The sequence below is a fragment of the Bhargavaea cecembensis genome (genome assembly GCF_000826125.2).
Taxonomy (GTDB): Bacteria; Bacillota; Bacilli; order Bacillales_A; family Planococcaceae; genus Bhargavaea; species Bhargavaea cecembensis_B.
Genome location: NZ_LN651370.1, coordinates 12372 through 27500, shown reverse-complemented (window position 1 = coordinate 27500; position 15129 = coordinate 12372). Strand labels below are relative to the sequence as shown.

Sequence of the window (15129 nt, the reverse complement as noted above, 5' to 3'; positions counted from 1 at the left end):
GCTTCGTTTTTCTCTGCGACAGCTTAATTATAATAACATGCTGTCCGCGAAGTGTCAACACTTAATTTGATTCTTTTTGTTTCTGTTTTCGTCGCCTCAAAAAGCGACTTCCTCAATATACTCCCATTCCGCAATGAATGCAACCCTTTTTCTCAATTCCCCCCCGAAAAGATTTCAGAGGAGCACGGAAAGCGCGCAGACGGAAGCAATCCCGGGGATCCCGAGGACGGCGATCAGCAGGCCGGACGCTATATTGATGGGGACAAAGAATCCGGCCAGGCCGGCACCGAGGTTCAGCAGAAACAAGATCAGGAACGAAGCCGCCAGCCGAAACCAAAAGACGGACAGTTTCTCGGCAACTGTATAGAAGATCCGCTTATTGCGGATGCAGATCAGCAACACAAACAAAACGGCGGCGGTCCCCAGTGCAAATTTCAATTCGATCCCTTCCTTCTAAAAAATTCAGCACGACACACTGTATGCCGTCCGCCCACCCCGTATGCCGGATAAATGGCGATGGTTCTCTTCTATAGAGATGAGTCCACAAAAAAACCGGACAATCCGATTGTCCGGCCGGGCCAAGTCCTCATTTCATTTGAACATTCCGTTCCCTTGCTTCCTTGAACAGATAGAGGTGGCGGCTTTCCGCAATCTGCCTGCGGACCTTCGCCACTCCGTCATCGTCGAAGCGCTCTGCCTGCCGCTCCAGTTCTTTCGCCTGCATCCACTCTTCCCTTGTTTCCGCGAGAAGGCGGATCAGACGTTCATCGTATTCACGCTTCAGCTTGTTCTTTCGCCTGAACATCGGTCCGCGCCTGCCTTTCCTCCCCGTGCGGGAAACCGGAACACTCCGGCCCGCCTTACAGTTCCCTTCTTCCCTCGAGCGCCTTCGAGAGCGTTACCTCATCTGCATACTCGAGGTCTCCTCCGACCGGGAGGCCATGGGCAATCCGGGTCGTCCGGATGCCGGACGGCTTGATGAGACGGGAGATATACATGGACGTCGCCTCGCCCTCGATCGTCGGATTCGTCGCCAGGATCACTTCCTGCACGGTTTCATCCTGGAGCCGTTTCAACAGGTCCGGAATGTTGATGTCTTCCGGGCCGATGCCGTCCATCGGGGAAATTGCCCCGTGCAGGACATGGTACAGGCCGTTGTAGTCTCGCATTTTCTCCATCGCGATGACATCCTTCGGCTCCTGCACCACGCAGATCATCGACTGGTCGCGCGACTCGTCCTGGCAGATCCGGCACGGGTCGGTATCGGTGATATGCCCGCATACCGAGCAATAGGTCAGCTTCCGCTTGGCATCGACCAGGGCACGCGAGAACTCCATGACGGTGTCTTCCTTCATGTCCAATACATAAAAAGCGAGCCGGGCTGCCGTCTTCGGCCCGATGCCCGGCAATTTCATGAAGCTGTCGATCAGCTTGGAAATCGGTTCTGGATAATGCAAACTCCCCATTCCTCCTCATTTTCCTTGAAAGCAAGGGGACGGACCCCACCCAAGCGGTGCCGGCCCGTCCCCTTATGCGCTGCATCTTTTCCGGATCAGAACATGCCCGGGATGTTCATGCCCTTTGTGAACTGCCCCATCGTGGAGTTCGTCAGTTCATCGGCCTGCTTCAGGGCGTCGTTCGTCGCAATGACGATCAGGTCCTGGAGCATCTCGACATCATCCGGATCGGCAACGGAAGGATCCACCGTCACCTCAAGCACTTCCTTATGACCGGAGACGGCCACTTTCACCATGCCACCGCCTGCAGTGCCCTCGAGACGCTTTTCGCCGAGTTCTTCCTGGGCCTCCGCCATTTTCTTCTGCATTTTCTGCATCTGTTTCATCATGCCTTGCATATTCCCCATGCCGCGCATAGTCAATTCCTCCTCAAAGTTTTAAGTCAGTCATCGTGTATATGGACCGCCTGCTTGCCGAAAAGTTTCTCCGCTTCTTCAATGAGCGGATCCCGCTCGCTGGCCTGGGACTCCCCAAGCAGACCGAGCGCCTCTTCGGCTGCCGCCTCATCCGGATGCCGATCGCCGGGCTTTTCTTCCCTGGCCGGTGTCTTGCCGAGACCGCGCTCACGGATGAACGTTTCGCGGATTCTCAGCCAGTCTTCCTCCGGAACGAACACCGCTTCGTAAGCCGTGCCGGTCCGCCCCGAGAGGATCCGGGTGAGTGAGGCGTTGAAATCCGGGTTGGCCGCAGCCATCCCGCAATGGATTGCATATTTGAATTTTAACACGAATGCGCCGTCCGATGCTGCCACCGGTTCCGCGTCATTCAGCAGGGCGGCCTGTGATTTTTGCATGTCGCCGAGAACGGTCGCCCAGTTTGACTTAAGCGCCTGGATATCCTNTTCCGTCCGCAAACGGCGAATCGCTGCGGAACGGACATAAAAAGGTATGATCGATGATCGATCACTCGGTTGAAATCTTGGTGTTTCAATGTCGTTTTATCCGGTTTTCAAAGAACAAGTGTTGAAAGCTCAAATTCATGAACCTTCAAAACTGAACGCAAAACGCTGATGTACAGGCCGGAGGCCTGCATCNCCGTCCGCCGCTGAATCGGAGGAGCAAGCTCCTCGTCATCCGCTCGACTTGCATGTATTAGGCACGCCGCCAGCGTTCGTCCTGAGCCAGGATCAAACTCTCCATAAGAGAGTATGAGTAAGCTCATACTTTGTTGCTGGCATATCTGCTTGATATGTCCGAATCATGTGTTCCGTTCACCCGACGGGGTCGGGATCCGGGAACGAAATTATCAGCGTTTTGCTGTTCAGTTTTCAAGGTTCATCATGTTGCCGCTTCGTTTTTCTCTGCGACAGCTTAATTATAATAACATGCTGTCCGCGAAGTGTCAACACTTAATTTGATTCTTTTTGTTTCTGTTTTCGTCGCCTCAAAAAGCGACTTCCTCAATATACTCCCATTCCGCAATGAATGCAACCCTTTTTCTCAATTCCCCCCCGAAAAGATTTCAGAGGAGCACGGAAAGCGCGCAGACGGAAGCAATCCCGGGGATCCCGAGGACGGCGATCAGCAGGCCGGACGCTATATTGATGGGGACAAAGAATCCGGCCAGGCCGGCACCGAGGTTCAGCAGAAACAAGATCAGGAACGAAGCCGCCAGCCGAAACCAAAAGACGGACAGTTTCTCGGCAACTGTATAGAAGATCCGCTTATTGCGGATGCAGATCAGCAACACAAACAAAACGGCGGCGGTCCCCAGTGCAAATTTCAATTCGATCCCTTCCTTCTAAAAAATTCAGCACGACACACTGTATGCCGTCCGCCCACCCCGTATGCCGGATAAATGGCGATGGTTCTCTTCTATAGAGATGAGTCCACAAAAAAACCGGACAATCCGATTGTCCGGCCGGGCCAAGTCCTCATTTCATTTGAACATTCCGTTCCCTTGCTTCCTTGAACAGATAGAGGTGGCGGCTTTCCGCAATCTGCCTGCGGACCTTCGCCACTCCGTCATCGTCGAAGCGCTCTGCCTGCCGCTCCAGTTCTTTCGCCTGCATCCACTCTTCCCTTGTTTCCGCGAGAAGGCGGATCAGACGTTCATCGTATTCACGCTTCAGCTTGTTCTTTCGCCTGAACATCGGTCCGCGCCTGCCTTTCCTCCCCGTGCGGGAAACCGGAACACTCCGGCCCGCCTTACAGTTCCCTTCTTCCCTCGAGCGCCTTCGAGAGCGTTACCTCATCTGCATACTCGAGGTCTCCTCCGACCGGGAGGCCATGGGCAATCCGGGTCGTCCGGATGCCGGACGGCTTGATGAGACGGGAGATATACATGGACGTCGCCTCGCCCTCGATCGTCGGATTCGTCGCCAGGATCACTTCCTGCACGGTTTCATCCTGGAGCCGTTTCAACAGGTCCGGAATGTTGATGTCTTCCGGGCCGATGCCGTCCATCGGGGAAATTGCCCCGTGCAGGACATGGTACAGGCCGTTGTAGTCTCGCATTTTCTCCATCGCGATGACATCCTTCGGCTCCTGCACCACGCAGATCATCGACTGGTCGCGCGACTCGTCCTGGCAGATCCGGCACGGGTCGGTATCGGTGATATGCCCGCATACCGAGCAATAGGTCAGCTTCCGCTTGGCATCGACCAGGGCACGCGAGAACTCCATGACGGTGTCTTCCTTCATGTCCAATACATAAAAAGCGAGCCGGGCTGCCGTCTTCGGCCCGATGCCCGGCAATTTCATGAAGCTGTCGATCAGCTTGGAAATCGGTTCTGGATAATGCAAACTCCCCATTCCTCCTCATTTTCCTTGAAAGCAAGGGGACGGACCCCACCCAAGCGGTGCCGGCCCGTCCCCTTATGCGCTGCATCTTTTCCGGATCAGAACATGCCCGGGATGTTCATGCCCTTTGTGAACTGCCCCATCGTGGAGTTCGTCAGTTCATCGGCCTGCTTCAGGGCGTCGTTCGTCGCAATGACGATCAGGTCCTGGAGCATCTCGACATCATCCGGATCGGCAACGGAAGGATCCACCGTCACCTCAAGCACTTCCTTATGACCGGAGACGGCCACTTTCACCATGCCACCGCCTGCAGTGCCCTCGAGACGCTTTTCGCCGAGTTCTTCCTGGGCCTCCGCCATTTTCTTCTGCATTTTCTGCATCTGTTTCATCATGCCTTGCATATTCCCCATGCCGCGCATAGTCAATTCCTCCTCAAAGTTTTAAGTCAGTCATCGTGTATATGGACCGCCTGCTTGCCGAAAAGTTTCTCCGCTTCTTCAATGAGCGGATCCCGCTCGCTGGCCTGGGACTCCCCAAGCAGACCGAGCGCCTCTTCGGCTGCCGCCTCATCCGGATGCCGATCGCCGGGCTTTTCTTCCCTGGCCGGTGTCTTGCCGAGACCGCGCTCACGGATGAACGTTTCGCGGATTCTCAGCCAGTCTTCCTCCGGAACGAACACCGCTTCGTAAGCCGTGCCGGTCCGCCCCGAGAGGATCCGGGTGAGTGAGGCGTTGAAATCCGGGTTGGCCGCAGCCATCCCGCAATGGATTGCATATTTGAATTTTAACACGAATGCGCCGTCCGATGCTGCCACCGGTTCCGCGTCATTCAGCAGGGCGGCCTGTGATTTTTGCATGTCGCCGAGAACGGTCGCCCAGTTTGACTTAAGCGCCTGGATATCCTCTTTCGTCGCACGGGAGAGGATATCCTTGATGCGGCCTTCCTGGACGGTGAATCCGTTTTTCGCCTTCGGTGCCGACCGCCTTCTCGGCGCGGCAGGCTGGCCGTCGGCTGACTGGGCGCCTCCCGGTGCGGCTGCGGCCCCGTCCTTCAGCTGCTGCCGGAGTTCCAGCACCATCTGCTCAAGACGGTCCACCTTCAGCTGGAGTTCGCCGCCCTCAGCGCCGGACGCGGGTTGTCCCGCTGAAACCGCCGTGCCGCCGGCCTGGATCATCCTCAGAAGTGCGGCCTCGAGGTAAACTCTGGCATGGTTTGAAAACCTCATGTCCTGACGGGTTTCCGAGAGGATATCGATAAACGAATACAGCCGGCTTTCCGGAAGCTGCTCAGCCAGTCCGGAGACGGTTTCGGGATCCGAGATCAGCTCGAAAAGGTCCGGCATGTCCGGCGCTGCCTTCATGACGAGCAGATCGCGGAAGAATGTGATCAGGTCTTCCGTCAGCCTGACGACATCCTTCCCTTCGGAGACGAGCCGGTCCAGGATCGACAGGGCGCGGGCCGCGTCTTTTTCCGACAAGGCCTCCCCGATATCCCTGAACAGTTCCTCGCCGATCGAGCCGGTGACCATGACCGCGTCCTCGGATGTGACGTCGTCGCCTCCGAACGAGACTGCCTGGTCGAGCATGCTGAGCGCGTCCCGCATCCCGCCGGCGGCTGCCCGCGCAATCACTTTGAGCGCCTGATCGTCGTAGCGGATGCCGACGTCGTCGAGCACCTGCTCCATCCGTCCGGTCAGGTCCGACCTTGACAGCGGCTTGAAGTCAAACCGCTGGCAGCGCGAGATGATCGTCGGCGGCAGTTTGTGCGGCTCTGTCGTCGCCAGGATGAACACGACATGCGCCGGCGGCTCTTCGAGCGTCTTCAAGAGCGCATTGAACGCACTGTTTGAAAGCATATGGACCTCATCAATGATATACACTTTGAAACGCGAGTTGGACGGGGCGAACCGGACCTTCTCGATGATGTCGCGGATTTCTTCGACCCGCGAGTTGGACGCGGCATCGAACTCAATGACGTCCGTATCGGATCCGTCCATGATGCCAAGGCACGAGGCGCATTCATTGCACGGCTCGGCAGCCGGCGCCTCGGCGCAGTTGAGCGCCTTTGCGAAGATCTTGGCCGCACTCGTCTTCCCCGTTCCCCTCGGTCCGGAGAACAGGTAGGCATGGGTCGTCTTGCTCTGGAGGAGGGCATTCTGCAGTGTCCGCCTGACGTGTTGCTGTCCGCTCATGTCTCCGAATGTCTGTGGCCTGTAGGCCCTGTAAAACGCCTGGTACACCGGCAGTCCCTCCTCCGCTTTCCGCTATTTTTCACATACCTCCATTATACCACAGGAGGGGCAGTCGCGCCCCTGTTTCATCCCGTTTCCGGTAGCAATCCGGACAACCGCCCGGCGGTCCCCGGACATGCGAAAAGGCCCGCCCGGAATCCGGACGGGCCTATCATATTAAAGTCAATGCCGTGCACCTTTCTTCGACCGATGCACACAAGCGTTACTCCTGTCGTTGGCTCGGTTTAGGCTGCCCCGCGGCACATGGGGAAGACCACTTAATGCTGCTTCCTTCCGGACCTGACATGGTTCATGGGGCCCCATTGCGCAGGACCCAAACGTCAACACTACGTGCAGAAGGCAGGCCCTGCATGACAGCGGCCTCGGAAAGGAATTCAGTCCCGCTGGAGCGGATTGCGGGTTACAGGACACCGCTACCTTCCCACCTAGCACGGCGTCTCTCATTATACGACGCCCCCACCAAAAAATCAACCGTACAATTCCATTGACACGGCGGACCGGCCGTGCTAAATTATAAGGCGTGATATGGAGGAGTACCCAAGCCTGGCTGAAGGGACCGGTCTTGAAAACCGGGAGGCGGGTCACACCGCGCGGGGGTTCGAATCCCTCCTCCTCCGCCATTCACGAAAACGCGCATAAATTTGAGATAGAAAAAATTCGTTGCACCGCACCGGCAGCGATTTTTTCTCAGACTTGCTTGATTGAAAATTTAAAAGACCCGAAACTCATATACAAATGAAGCAGCCTGCATCCAATATGCAGGCTGCTTTTTCATTGTCTTCTCTTACCCGTAAAAATGGCGCCAGGCTTCGAGAATGCCGCCGGCACACGGGCGGGTTGCCCGGAAGAGGCCTTCCCGGGCAGCAATCTCCGCAAGTTCCGGCTGTGCATTCGAAACGATGACCGCGGGATGGCCGATCAGGAGCATATCCCGGTCGTTGCCCGAGTCTCCGGCGACCAGGATCTCTGCCCCGGCCTCCACGTACTGCCCGAGCACGTATCGGAGAGCCTCGCCCTTCCCGCCGCCCTCAGGCAGGATGTCGACATCACGGCCCGAGCTGAAGATGAACGTGTGGGGGATCGATTCCCCGCTCAGCCGCTCATGCAGCGCCTCCGCAGGCGCCGGGCCGTCGGAATAAAACGAAACACGCCGATCGTCGGGCAGATCTTGGCGGCTCAGGCCGGGGATGCCGCGTGCCGCTTCCGCCACGGCGTCCGGACGCCATCCGCCCGACATCTTCTCTTTCCAAACTTCGTCTTCCTCGAGTCCAGGACCGGTGAATACGGCTGTCCCGACGTCGGTGATGAGGATATCCGGAGCCGGGAGTCCTTCTTCACGGATCAGCCCGTCCGCCGACTTCCTGTGCCGGCCGGTGACGTAGACGAGCGCTACCGGCTCCTGCAGTGAATCGTAATGACGGAGAAGCTCTCGCAGCCCGTCTTCATCCCCGACGAACGTTCCGTCGAGATCAGTCGCCAACAAACGCCGGATCTTCCGCACCGTGCAACACCTCGTATACGTCATGGATGGATTCCGCCACAGACGGCCAGCTGAAAATTTTGCGAGCCCGCTTCGCCGCCTGCATTCCGAGCTGCTCCGCCATCTGCGGGTCTTCGGCGAGCCGCCTGAGCGACCGTGACAGTTCTGCCGGGTTCCTCGCCGACACGAGGAAGCCTGTCCGGCCGTCTTGGACGACGTCCTGGAGTCCGCCGACTTCCGACGCGATGACCGGCGTTCCGCATGCCTGCGCCTCCGCGGCGACCATGCCGAACGATTCGTAATAGGACGGGACGACGACCGCCGTCGCCTTCGAGAACAGTGAAGCCAGCTCCTCCTGCGAAAGCGGGCCGCGGAACGTCACATGATCTTCGATGCCGGCAACCGCCTGGCGCAGCTTCGACTGGACGGGCAGTCCGGATTTCGGTTCAATGTCGTCTTCCGCTCCTCCCGCAAGAATCAGGTGGGCGTCCATTCCTCGTCTCATGAAAATCTTGAATGCCCGAAGCAGGGTCAGGATGCCCTTCGTCTGTTCGAAGCGGCCTGCATACACGAACAGCGGGCTGCCGGTCCGCGACTGCAGCGGTGCTTCTTCGAAAGCTTCATCAACCCCGATCGGGATGACGGAGATGCTTGACCGATCCCCCGCGAATTCAAGGATCATTTCTTTCTCGGTCGGAGTCGTGGCGATCACCCGGTCAGCGGCCGAAAGGATCCGGCGTTCCGCCGACATCCGTTCCTCTTCACGCTGTCCGGTCGCCTCCGCCTTTGCAATACCGAGGGAGTGGGATGTATGGATGAGCGGGATGCCGAGCTCTTGCTTGAGTGCCAGACCGAGCAGACCGGACATCCAGTAATGGGTATGGATGACGTCATAGTCCCCAAGCGACAGCACGGCATTCATTTCACGCCGGAAAGCAGGCAGGAGATGCAGGATTTCGGATTTCGGCACGTACCCTTTTCGCCCGGCGGCGATCCGGATGACCCTGCAGGATCCGCCGAAAGGCTCGATCCTCGGTGTCTCCTCATCGCTCCAGTGGGTGACGACGTCCACTTCCAGTCCCCTTTCCGCAAGGGAACACGCCAGTTGCTTGACGTAGTTATTCTGGCCGCCCGACTGCTTTCCGCCCAATTTTGCGAGCGGATCCCCATGGTCTGAGATGAACAATACTTTTTTGCACATTCAGACAACAACCCCTTTCCATAATCTCATTTCATATCTGCCTGTAATGAAGACAACTACCGAAAAAACGCAGTTTATTACTCATATATACCCTGTTGATTAATATTCAAACAATAAATGGCATAGTTTTCGAAAAATCGGGTATTGAGTTAAGATAGAGAGAAGAGAGAAAACAAGCAAAGCAAGAAAGGCGGGAGTTTATGGGATTAAAGAAAATCAAATGGTATGAGCCTGCGCTGGTCGCCCTCAAGGTGGCCGCAGCAAGAATGGCCGCCAAGGTCCTCCCCCCCTCCGGAAAGCCGATCGTCCTCGTCGGCGGAAACCTCGGAGAGAAATACGAGGACAATGCATCCGTCTTTCATACATATCTGAGGCGGGAGCGCCCGGATCTGAAAACATACTGGATGTATGACCCGAACACCGACTACGTGAAGAACGAGTCGATCACGGATGCCGTTCCCCTCGGAAGCTTCCGGAACTACCTGCTTTTTTTCAGGGCCGACTATACCTTCCACGGCCACTCCATCCTTTACGATCTCGCCCCGGGGATCGACAAGCATATCCACCACAACAAAAAAACCGTCATGACCCATATCAGCCACGGCATCGAGGGATTCAAGAAGATCCTCATCCAGCCCGAAGATGTCGCCCTTCTCCGCAGGACCGACTATTTCAACTGTGCATCGGAATATGAGCGGGACATCAAGCTGAACGGCTGGAAATTCCCCGGAGAGAAGCTGATCACGACCGGCATGGCCCGCTTTGATCGGCTCGAGCCGGACAGCCCGGCTCCCGAAGTGAAGAACATCCTCGTCATGATGACTTGGCGGGAGTGGCTGTTCGGGCTGTCGGACGAAGAATTCATGGAAAGCGATCTGTTCAGGCGGACTGTCGGCCTGCTGGAGGACCCGGGAATCCGCCGGCTCATCGAGGAACGCCGGCTCAATGTAAAAGTGGCCCTCCATCCGTTCATGAAGCGGTTCGAACCCATCTTCCGTTCTCTGCCCGGCTCCGGCCAGGTCCGGTTTGTCAGCTTTGACGAAATCTCGGTCAAGGACCAGGTCATCGAAGCCGACATGCTGCTGACCGACTATTCAAGCGTCTCCTGGGACTTCCTCTATCAAAACAAGCCGATCATCTTCTATATGTTCGACCAGAAAACAATTGAGGAAAAACGCGGCACTTACCTGGACCTCGACGGGGACCTGTACGGCTACAAGGCCAAGACCGCAGAAGAAGTCCGGGATCTCCTTGACCGGATTACCGCCGGCGCCAACACGAACCCCTGGTACCCGAAAGCATCGTACTACTTCGGATACTTTGACAATGAAAACTGCCGGCGGCTTGCCGACAAAGTCATCGGTCCCATTCCCGCCATGCAGAAGAGCGAAGGGCGGCTGCTCAGGGGCGACAGGCATAAGCCGGTTTGCGGAGCGGGGCCCGCCCCGTGGAGCGGAACGGCTTATGACCCCGAGCCCCTGCCGCCCGCAGCTGGACAGAAGAAGAGCGAAGGGCGGCTGCTCAGGGGCGCTTACAGCGAGCCCCCGACCGGGGTAAGAAGCGACGCAGAGTGAAGCCCCCGCCTCCCCGTGCCCAACAAGATAGTTTATGCTGCAGGCCGCCCGTTTAGAACCGGCAGCTATGAAAAAGCGGAGACCACTTCTGAAAACACGTAAAAAAAGACGAGAATGCGCCCGGCAACCGGCTGCATTCTCGTCTTTTTTGGTTTGGGCAAAGCGTTGCTTTTATCGGAGCGAGCGTTATCTTTATCCGCGAAAACGTTGCTTTTATCGAGCATACCGCACGGCGGAGATGACGCTTGATAGCCTTTCGCAGCGGTCTCTCCAAGGTGCCGGGCTTTTTCTGTTGATTAATTTCCCGACTGGCGTTCATAGTTCCGGAGAACCATGCCGTTCACCCGGTGCATGCCCAGCTGTTCATAAAACGGAACGAGTCCGTCATCGCAGCAAAGATCGATCATATATAGGTTTCCGAGCTGTTTGAGCATCCGCTCGACAAGTTCCCGCCCGACGCCTTCACCCTGCCGCTCCGGCAGGACTTAAAGCAGCGGGATGTAGGCAGACAGCACGCCGTCGCTCACCGCAGTGATAAATCCGGCGACCTGTCTTCTGTCCGAATCCACGGCAAGGACCACGTGGCTGCTCTGCCGGAGGAGCCGCAGATGCGTTCCGCATCCCGGCGTGTCCGGCCAGCCGACAAAGAATCCTTCCAGCATATCGGGGGTGATTCCCCCGGTGTCCGTGCGGTATTCGATCGTCATTCCGTTCTTCCCCTTTCTCTGTTGCTGAAGGAAAAACGGACTTCTCAGCAAATCAAATCCTCCTTAAACGGCGACGGCCGCCGCCCCTTCCGATGAGGCCCGGACGGCGATCGGGCGGTAGGATGGGAATTGTTCTTCCAGGCGGCCTGCCATCGCTTCTTCGGTTCCCGGCGCGGTGAGGATGAATATGGACGGACCCGCTCCGCTCACCGCCGTGCCGAACGCGCCGGCCGACCGGCTAAACGACCGGATGCGTCCGAAGTCCGGAAACAGGCCGCTCCGGTACGGCTCATGGAAGACGTCTTCCTCCATCATGCGTCCCGCCGTCTCCCAGTCGCCGACCGCGAACGCCGCGGCGAGGACACCGGATGCACTTCCTCCCGCGACCGCCTCCCTGTGGCTGATCGATCCGGGCAGGAGACCCCGGGACTCTTCGGTCGAAAACGGGTTGTCCGGCACGAGGACAATGCCGCTGATCCGGGGGTCAGGAATGTGGACGGTCTGCACGCGGCCGTCCCGGTAATGGGAGAATGTGGCCCCGCCCATGAGCGCCGCCACGACATTGTCGGCATGCCCTTCGATCCCGCTGCCGATCTGCACCTTCTCTTTTAAGGATAGGCCGAGGCCGAGCAGGCGGTCAGCGATCTCCACTCCGGCGGCAACGGCGGTGGCACTGCTGCCGAGCCCCTTGCCGAGCGGGATCTCTGTTTTTACGGACAGACGGCAAGGGGGAGCCGTCTGTCCGTGCAGGGCCGCCGTCTCCTTGACGGTTCGGACGATCAGATTGTCTTCACCGCTCTCAAGCCCGGCGTACTCCTCGCCTTGGTACGCCACTTCCCATCTTTTTGACGGGACCGCCTCCACTTCCATGTAGAGCGAAAGCGCAAGTGCGGCACAATCAAAGCCGGGTCCGAGGTTGGCCGTCGTCGCCGGCACCCGGACCGAGAACGCACGCGGCTTCATCACCGGACCTCCGGGCTCAGCCCGCCGATGAACGTCTCGAATTCCTCCTGCGTGATCGGCGCCTGGCCTTCATTGACCAAGATGGCGGTGTCCGGGTCTTTCAAACCGTTTCCGGTGAGCACGCCGACGATTGTCGAGCCGCGCTTCAGACCGCCTTCCTCGAGCTGTTTTCGGATCCCGGCGATGGTCGCGCAGGATGCCGGCTCGGCAAAGACGCCTTCCGTTTCGGCGAGAAGCTTGTATGCGTCGAGGATTTCTTCATCACTCACCGCCAGGATGTTTCCGTTTGATTCGGCGAGCGCGGCTTCTGCGAGCTGCCAGCTTGCCGGGTTTCCGATCCGGATGGCGGTCGCAACGGTTTCGGGATTTTGGACCGGCTCCCCGTTCACGATCGGCGCAGCCCCTTCCGCCTGGACGCCGAGAAGCTGCGGACGGTCGGTGCCCCGCTTTTCCGAGTATTCCTTGAACCCTTTCCAGGCCGCTGATATATTCCCCGCGTTGCCGACCGGGAGCGCGAACACATCGGGCACTTTTCCGAGCTGCTCGATCGCTTCAAAGGCGATCGTCTTCTGGCCTTCGAGCCGGTACGGGTTCACCGAGTTCACGAGGGCGATGTCATCCCCCGCCGTTTCCCGGACCATGCGGAGCGCCTCGTCGAAGTTCCCCTCGATCGCCAGGATCTCCGCCCCGTACATCTTCGCCTGGGCCAATTTGCCGAGGGCGATCCGTCCTTCCGGAATGACAACGACTGTCCGCATGCCCGCCCGTGCGCCGTATGCCGCGGCGGAGGCCGATGTGTTGCCCGTCGACGCGCAGATCAGGGCGGATTTCCCCTCCTCTTTCGCCTTAGCGACGGCCATGACCATGCCGCGGTCCTTGAACGAGCCGGTCGGGTTCGTCCCCTCCGTCTTCACGTACAGGTCGATATCCCAGAGACGGGAAAGGGTATCCAGCCGGATCAGGGGAGTATTCCCTTCGTGAAGCGTGAGCGACGGCGTATCCTCCGTCACCGGCAGCCACTCCCGGTATTCCTCGATCAGGCCTTTCCAGCGCTTTGCAGTCGTTTCGTTTTCCATGTTGACGACACCTCCGGATGTATGTACACTATGAAGAAACATTTGTACTTTCCACAAATACATTATAGACTCCGGGGTTGACAGAAACAACCCCGCTCCTTTATATTTTAGGACAATTCACATTTGATGAACAGCTTAAGGGGAAATAAATCAAAACAGATGGGATCTGATGAGATGAAAGTGTGCAAGTTCGGTGGTACTTCTGTTGCGTCGGCACAGCAGATCATGAAAGTGGCGGGCCTCATCTCATCCGATCGCACCCGGCGGATCGCCGTCGTTTCGGCGCCGGGGAAGCGGCATCCGGAAGACCGGAAAGTGACCGACCTGCTGATCCGGCTTGCGGACGCCGCGCTTGACGGAAAAGACACGGACCCGTCTCTCGGGGAAGTCGTCGGACGGTTTCGCTCTATTGCGGAAGAGCTTGGGCTGGACGGCGGGTTTGCGGACTCCGTCGAACAGGATCTTCTAGCCCGGCTCGATGCCGACCGCCCGCACGCGGGCCGGTTCATGGATCTCATGAAAGCGGCAGGGGAAGACAACAACGCCCGGCTGGTCGCCGCTTATCTCAACCAGATCGGCACCGAGGCCGTGTACGTGTCGCCGAAGAGCGCGGGGCTCGTCGTCGAAGGGCCCGCCGGAGACGGCATGGCGGACCCGGTCTGCTATGAGCGCCTCGCCCGTCTCAAGGAAGAACCGCGCGTCATCGTCTTCCCGGGCTTTTTCGGATACACGAAAGACGGCGTCCTCTGCACATTCGGCCGCGGCGGCTCCGACATCACCGGGGCGATCCTCGCCGCTGCGACGGACGCGGACCTGTATGAGAACTTCACGGACGTCGACGGGGTCTTCGCCGCCAATCCGACGGTCGTCGAGCGGCCGGCCCTGATCGGGAAGATGACCTACCGGGAGATGCGGGAGCTTGCCTACAACGGGTTCAACGTCCTTCACGACGAGGCGCTTATGCCGGCTTTCTTGAAGTCGGTGCCCGTCAACATCAAGAATACGAACAACCCGTCCGCGCCGGGCACGCTTATCGTGAAGGAACGCAACTGCAAGACTCAGCCGGTCATCGGAATTGCTGCGGACAGCGGCTTCAGCACGCTGTTCGTCGACAAATACCTCATGAACCGGGAAATCGGGTTCGGCCGCCGGCTGCTCGGCATCCTGGAGGACGAACAGATTTCATTCGAACACACGCCTTCGGGGATCGACAATATGTCGGTCATCATCCGGAACAAATTCCTGACGCCCGAGAAGGAGGAGCGCATCCTCCGCCGGTGCTACGGTGAACTGAAAGTCGACCATGCCCACATCCGCTCCGACTACTCGATGATCGTCCTCGTCGGCGAAGCGATGCGCCACACAAAAGGGCTCGCCGCCCGTGCCGCCATGGCCCTTGCCGGATCCGGGACGAACATCGAGATGATCAACCAGGGCTCCTCCGAAGTGAGCATCGTCTTCGGCGTCCAAAAGGCGGATGAGGAAAAAGCCCTGCGCGCCGTCTACAGCGAATTTTTCGTCCCGAGTGCCGTTCCCTCCTTTTGAAAGGACGGGCACACAGAAAAACACCCCGCCGGACTGATCCGGAGGGGTGTTTTTGTCTTTTCGGGCGGGATGCG

18 protein-coding genes, 1 tRNA gene and 1 other RNA gene are annotated in these 15129 nt (G+C 58.2%); 3 read left to right on the top strand and 17 right to left on the bottom strand.

Features of this window, described 5'->3' with window-relative positions:
- Window positions 1–174 precede the first annotated feature (174 nt).
- The 11 genes from BN1189_RS00150 to ffs form a co-directional block, all read right to left on the bottom strand.
- Window positions 175–438, bottom strand: a complete 264-nt coding sequence (locus tag BN1189_RS00150) for a pro-sigmaK processing inhibitor BofA family protein (RefSeq protein WP_052455547.1) — start codon at window positions 436–438, stop codon at window positions 175–177.
- Window positions 439–586: 148 nt separating this feature from the next.
- Entirely contained in the window at window positions 587–805 is a 219-nt protein-coding gene (locus BN1189_RS00145; RefSeq protein ID WP_040224443.1) for a YaaL family protein, read from the bottom strand.
- Between the two features lie 55 nt (window positions 806–860).
- Window positions 861–1457: a recombination mediator RecR gene (gene recR / locus BN1189_RS00140; protein WP_040224441.1), complete on the bottom strand. Its 597-nt coding sequence runs from the start codon at window positions 1455–1457 to the stop codon at window positions 861–863.
- Between the two features lie 95 nt (window positions 1458–1552).
- On the bottom strand, window positions 1553–1873 hold the full coding sequence (locus BN1189_RS00135) for a YbaB/EbfC family nucleoid-associated protein (protein WP_040224440.1): 321 nt from the start codon (window positions 1871–1873) through the stop codon (window positions 1553–1555).
- Between the two features lie 26 nt (window positions 1874–1899).
- Window positions 1900–2310, bottom strand: a complete 411-nt coding sequence (locus tag BN1189_RS00130) for a hypothetical protein (RefSeq protein ID WP_179860867.1) — start codon at window positions 2308–2310, stop codon at window positions 1900–1902.
- A 668-nt stretch (window positions 2311–2978) separates the two neighbouring features.
- On the bottom strand, window positions 2979–3242 hold the full coding sequence (locus BN1189_RS00125) for a pro-sigmaK processing inhibitor BofA family protein (protein WP_052455547.1): 264 nt from the start codon (window positions 3240–3242) through the stop codon (window positions 2979–2981).
- A 148-nt stretch (window positions 3243–3390) separates the two neighbouring features.
- A complete protein-coding gene (locus tag BN1189_RS00120) occupies window positions 3391–3609 on the bottom strand; it encodes a YaaL family protein (RefSeq protein WP_040224443.1) in 219 nt (72 codons plus the stop codon).
- 55 nt (window positions 3610–3664) lie between these two features.
- Entirely contained in the window at window positions 3665–4261 is a 597-nt protein-coding gene (gene recR / locus BN1189_RS00115) for a recombination mediator RecR (RefSeq protein WP_040224441.1), read from the bottom strand.
- A 95-nt stretch (window positions 4262–4356) separates the two neighbouring features.
- Window positions 4357–4677, bottom strand: coding sequence for a YbaB/EbfC family nucleoid-associated protein (locus BN1189_RS00110; RefSeq protein WP_040224440.1), 321 nt, complete (start codon window positions 4675–4677; stop codon window positions 4357–4359).
- Window positions 4678–4703: 26 nt separating this feature from the next.
- Window positions 4704–6497 carry a DNA polymerase III subunit gamma/tau gene (dnaX, locus tag BN1189_RS00105; RefSeq protein WP_040224439.1) on the bottom strand — a complete coding sequence of 598 codons (1794 nt, stop codon included), beginning with the start codon at window positions 6495–6497 and terminating at the stop codon, window positions 4704–4706.
- 180 nt (window positions 6498–6677) lie between these two features.
- Window positions 6678–6943: signal recognition particle sRNA large type (gene ffs / locus BN1189_RS00100), an RNA gene on the bottom strand.
- Window positions 6944–7036: 93 nt separating this feature from the next.
- Here ffs and BN1189_RS00095 point away from each other — a divergent pair.
- Window positions 7037–7129 (top strand) — tRNA-Ser (locus tag BN1189_RS00095).
- A 164-nt stretch (window positions 7130–7293) separates the two neighbouring features.
- Here the strand turns inward: BN1189_RS00095 and BN1189_RS00090 are convergent.
- Window positions 7294–7992: an HAD family hydrolase gene (locus tag BN1189_RS00090; protein ID WP_257125347.1), complete on the bottom strand. Its 699-nt coding sequence runs from the start codon at window positions 7990–7992 to the stop codon at window positions 7294–7296.
- Window positions 7979–9190 (bottom strand): glycosyltransferase, encoded by a 1212-nt coding sequence (locus BN1189_RS00085; RefSeq protein WP_040224435.1) that lies wholly within the window; start codon window positions 9188–9190, stop codon window positions 7979–7981. Before BN1189_RS00085 ends, BN1189_RS00090 begins: the two co-directional genes overlap by 14 nt.
- 200 nt (window positions 9191–9390) lie before the next feature.
- Between BN1189_RS00085 and BN1189_RS00080 the strand changes: the two genes are divergently transcribed.
- Complete coding sequence (locus BN1189_RS00080; protein WP_082194076.1) at window positions 9391–10764, top strand: CDP-glycerol glycerophosphotransferase family protein; 1374 nt, start codon at window positions 9391–9393, stop codon at window positions 10762–10764.
- Window positions 10765–11060: 296 nt separating this feature from the next.
- Here BN1189_RS00080 and BN1189_RS16710 read toward each other — a convergent pair whose 3' ends face one another.
- The 4 genes from BN1189_RS16710 to thrC all read right to left on the bottom strand — a co-directional run bounded on the left by BN1189_RS16710 (window position 11061) and on the right by thrC (window position 13510).
- On the bottom strand, window positions 11061–11246 hold the full coding sequence (locus tag BN1189_RS16710; RefSeq protein WP_373604603.1) for a hypothetical protein: 186 nt from the start codon (window positions 11244–11246) through the stop codon (window positions 11061–11063).
- A 3-nt stretch (window positions 11247–11249) separates the two neighbouring features.
- Window positions 11250–11471, bottom strand: a complete 222-nt coding sequence (locus tag BN1189_RS16705) for a hypothetical protein (protein ID WP_373604601.1) — start codon at window positions 11469–11471, stop codon at window positions 11250–11252.
- Window positions 11472–11534: 63 nt separating this feature from the next.
- Window positions 11535–12434 (bottom strand): homoserine kinase, encoded by a 900-nt coding sequence (gene thrB / locus BN1189_RS00070; RefSeq protein WP_040224433.1) that lies wholly within the window; start codon window positions 12432–12434, stop codon window positions 11535–11537.
- On the bottom strand, window positions 12434–13510 hold the full coding sequence (gene thrC / locus BN1189_RS00065) for a threonine synthase (protein ID WP_040224431.1): 1077 nt from the start codon (window positions 13508–13510) through the stop codon (window positions 12434–12436). Before thrC ends, thrB begins: the two co-directional genes overlap by 1 nt.
- A gap of 174 nt (window positions 13511–13684) precedes the next feature.
- Here thrC and BN1189_RS00060 point away from each other — a divergent pair, with 174 nt between their 5' ends.
- Window positions 13685–15055 (top strand): aspartate kinase, encoded by a 1371-nt coding sequence (locus BN1189_RS00060; RefSeq protein WP_040224452.1) that lies wholly within the window; start codon window positions 13685–13687, stop codon window positions 15053–15055.
- The last annotated feature ends 74 nt before the right edge of the window (window positions 15056–15129 follow it).

Excerpts from the sequence above, each read along its gene's own strand:
- BN1189_RS00145 (WP_040224443.1), bottom strand. The coding sequence starts at position 805 with ATGTTCAGGCGAAAGAACAAGCTGAAGCGTGAATACGATGAACGTCTG.
- BN1189_RS00135 (WP_040224440.1), bottom strand. The coding sequence starts at position 1,873 with ATGCGCGGCATGGGGAATATGCAAGGCATGATGAAACAGATGCAGAAA.
- BN1189_RS00130 (WP_179860867.1), bottom strand. The coding sequence starts at position 2,310 with ATGCAAAAATCACAGGCCGCCCTGCTGAATGACGCGGAACCGGTGGCA.
- BN1189_RS00120 (WP_040224443.1), bottom strand. The coding sequence starts at position 3,609 with ATGTTCAGGCGAAAGAACAAGCTGAAGCGTGAATACGATGAACGTCTG.
- BN1189_RS00110 (WP_040224440.1), bottom strand. The coding sequence starts at position 4,677 with ATGCGCGGCATGGGGAATATGCAAGGCATGATGAAACAGATGCAGAAA.
- BN1189_RS00085 (WP_040224435.1), bottom strand. The coding sequence starts at position 9,190 with ATGTGCAAAAAAGTATTGTTCATCTCAGACCATGGGGATCCGCTCGCA.
- BN1189_RS00080 (WP_082194076.1), top strand. The coding sequence starts at position 9,391 with ATGGGATTAAAGAAAATCAAATGGTATGAGCCTGCGCTGGTCGCCCTC.
- BN1189_RS16705 (WP_373604601.1), bottom strand. The coding sequence starts at position 11,471 with ATGACGATCGAATACCGCACGGACACCGGGGGAATCACCCCCGATATG.
- thrB (WP_040224433.1), bottom strand. The coding sequence starts at position 12,434 with ATGAAGCCGCGTGCGTTCTCGGTCCGGGTGCCGGCGACGACGGCCAAC.
- thrC (WP_040224431.1), bottom strand. The coding sequence starts at position 13,510 with ATGGAAAACGAAACGACTGCAAAGCGCTGGAAAGGCCTGATCGAGGAA.
- BN1189_RS00060 (WP_040224452.1), top strand. The coding sequence starts at position 13,685 with ATGAAAGTGTGCAAGTTCGGTGGTACTTCTGTTGCGTCGGCACAGCAG.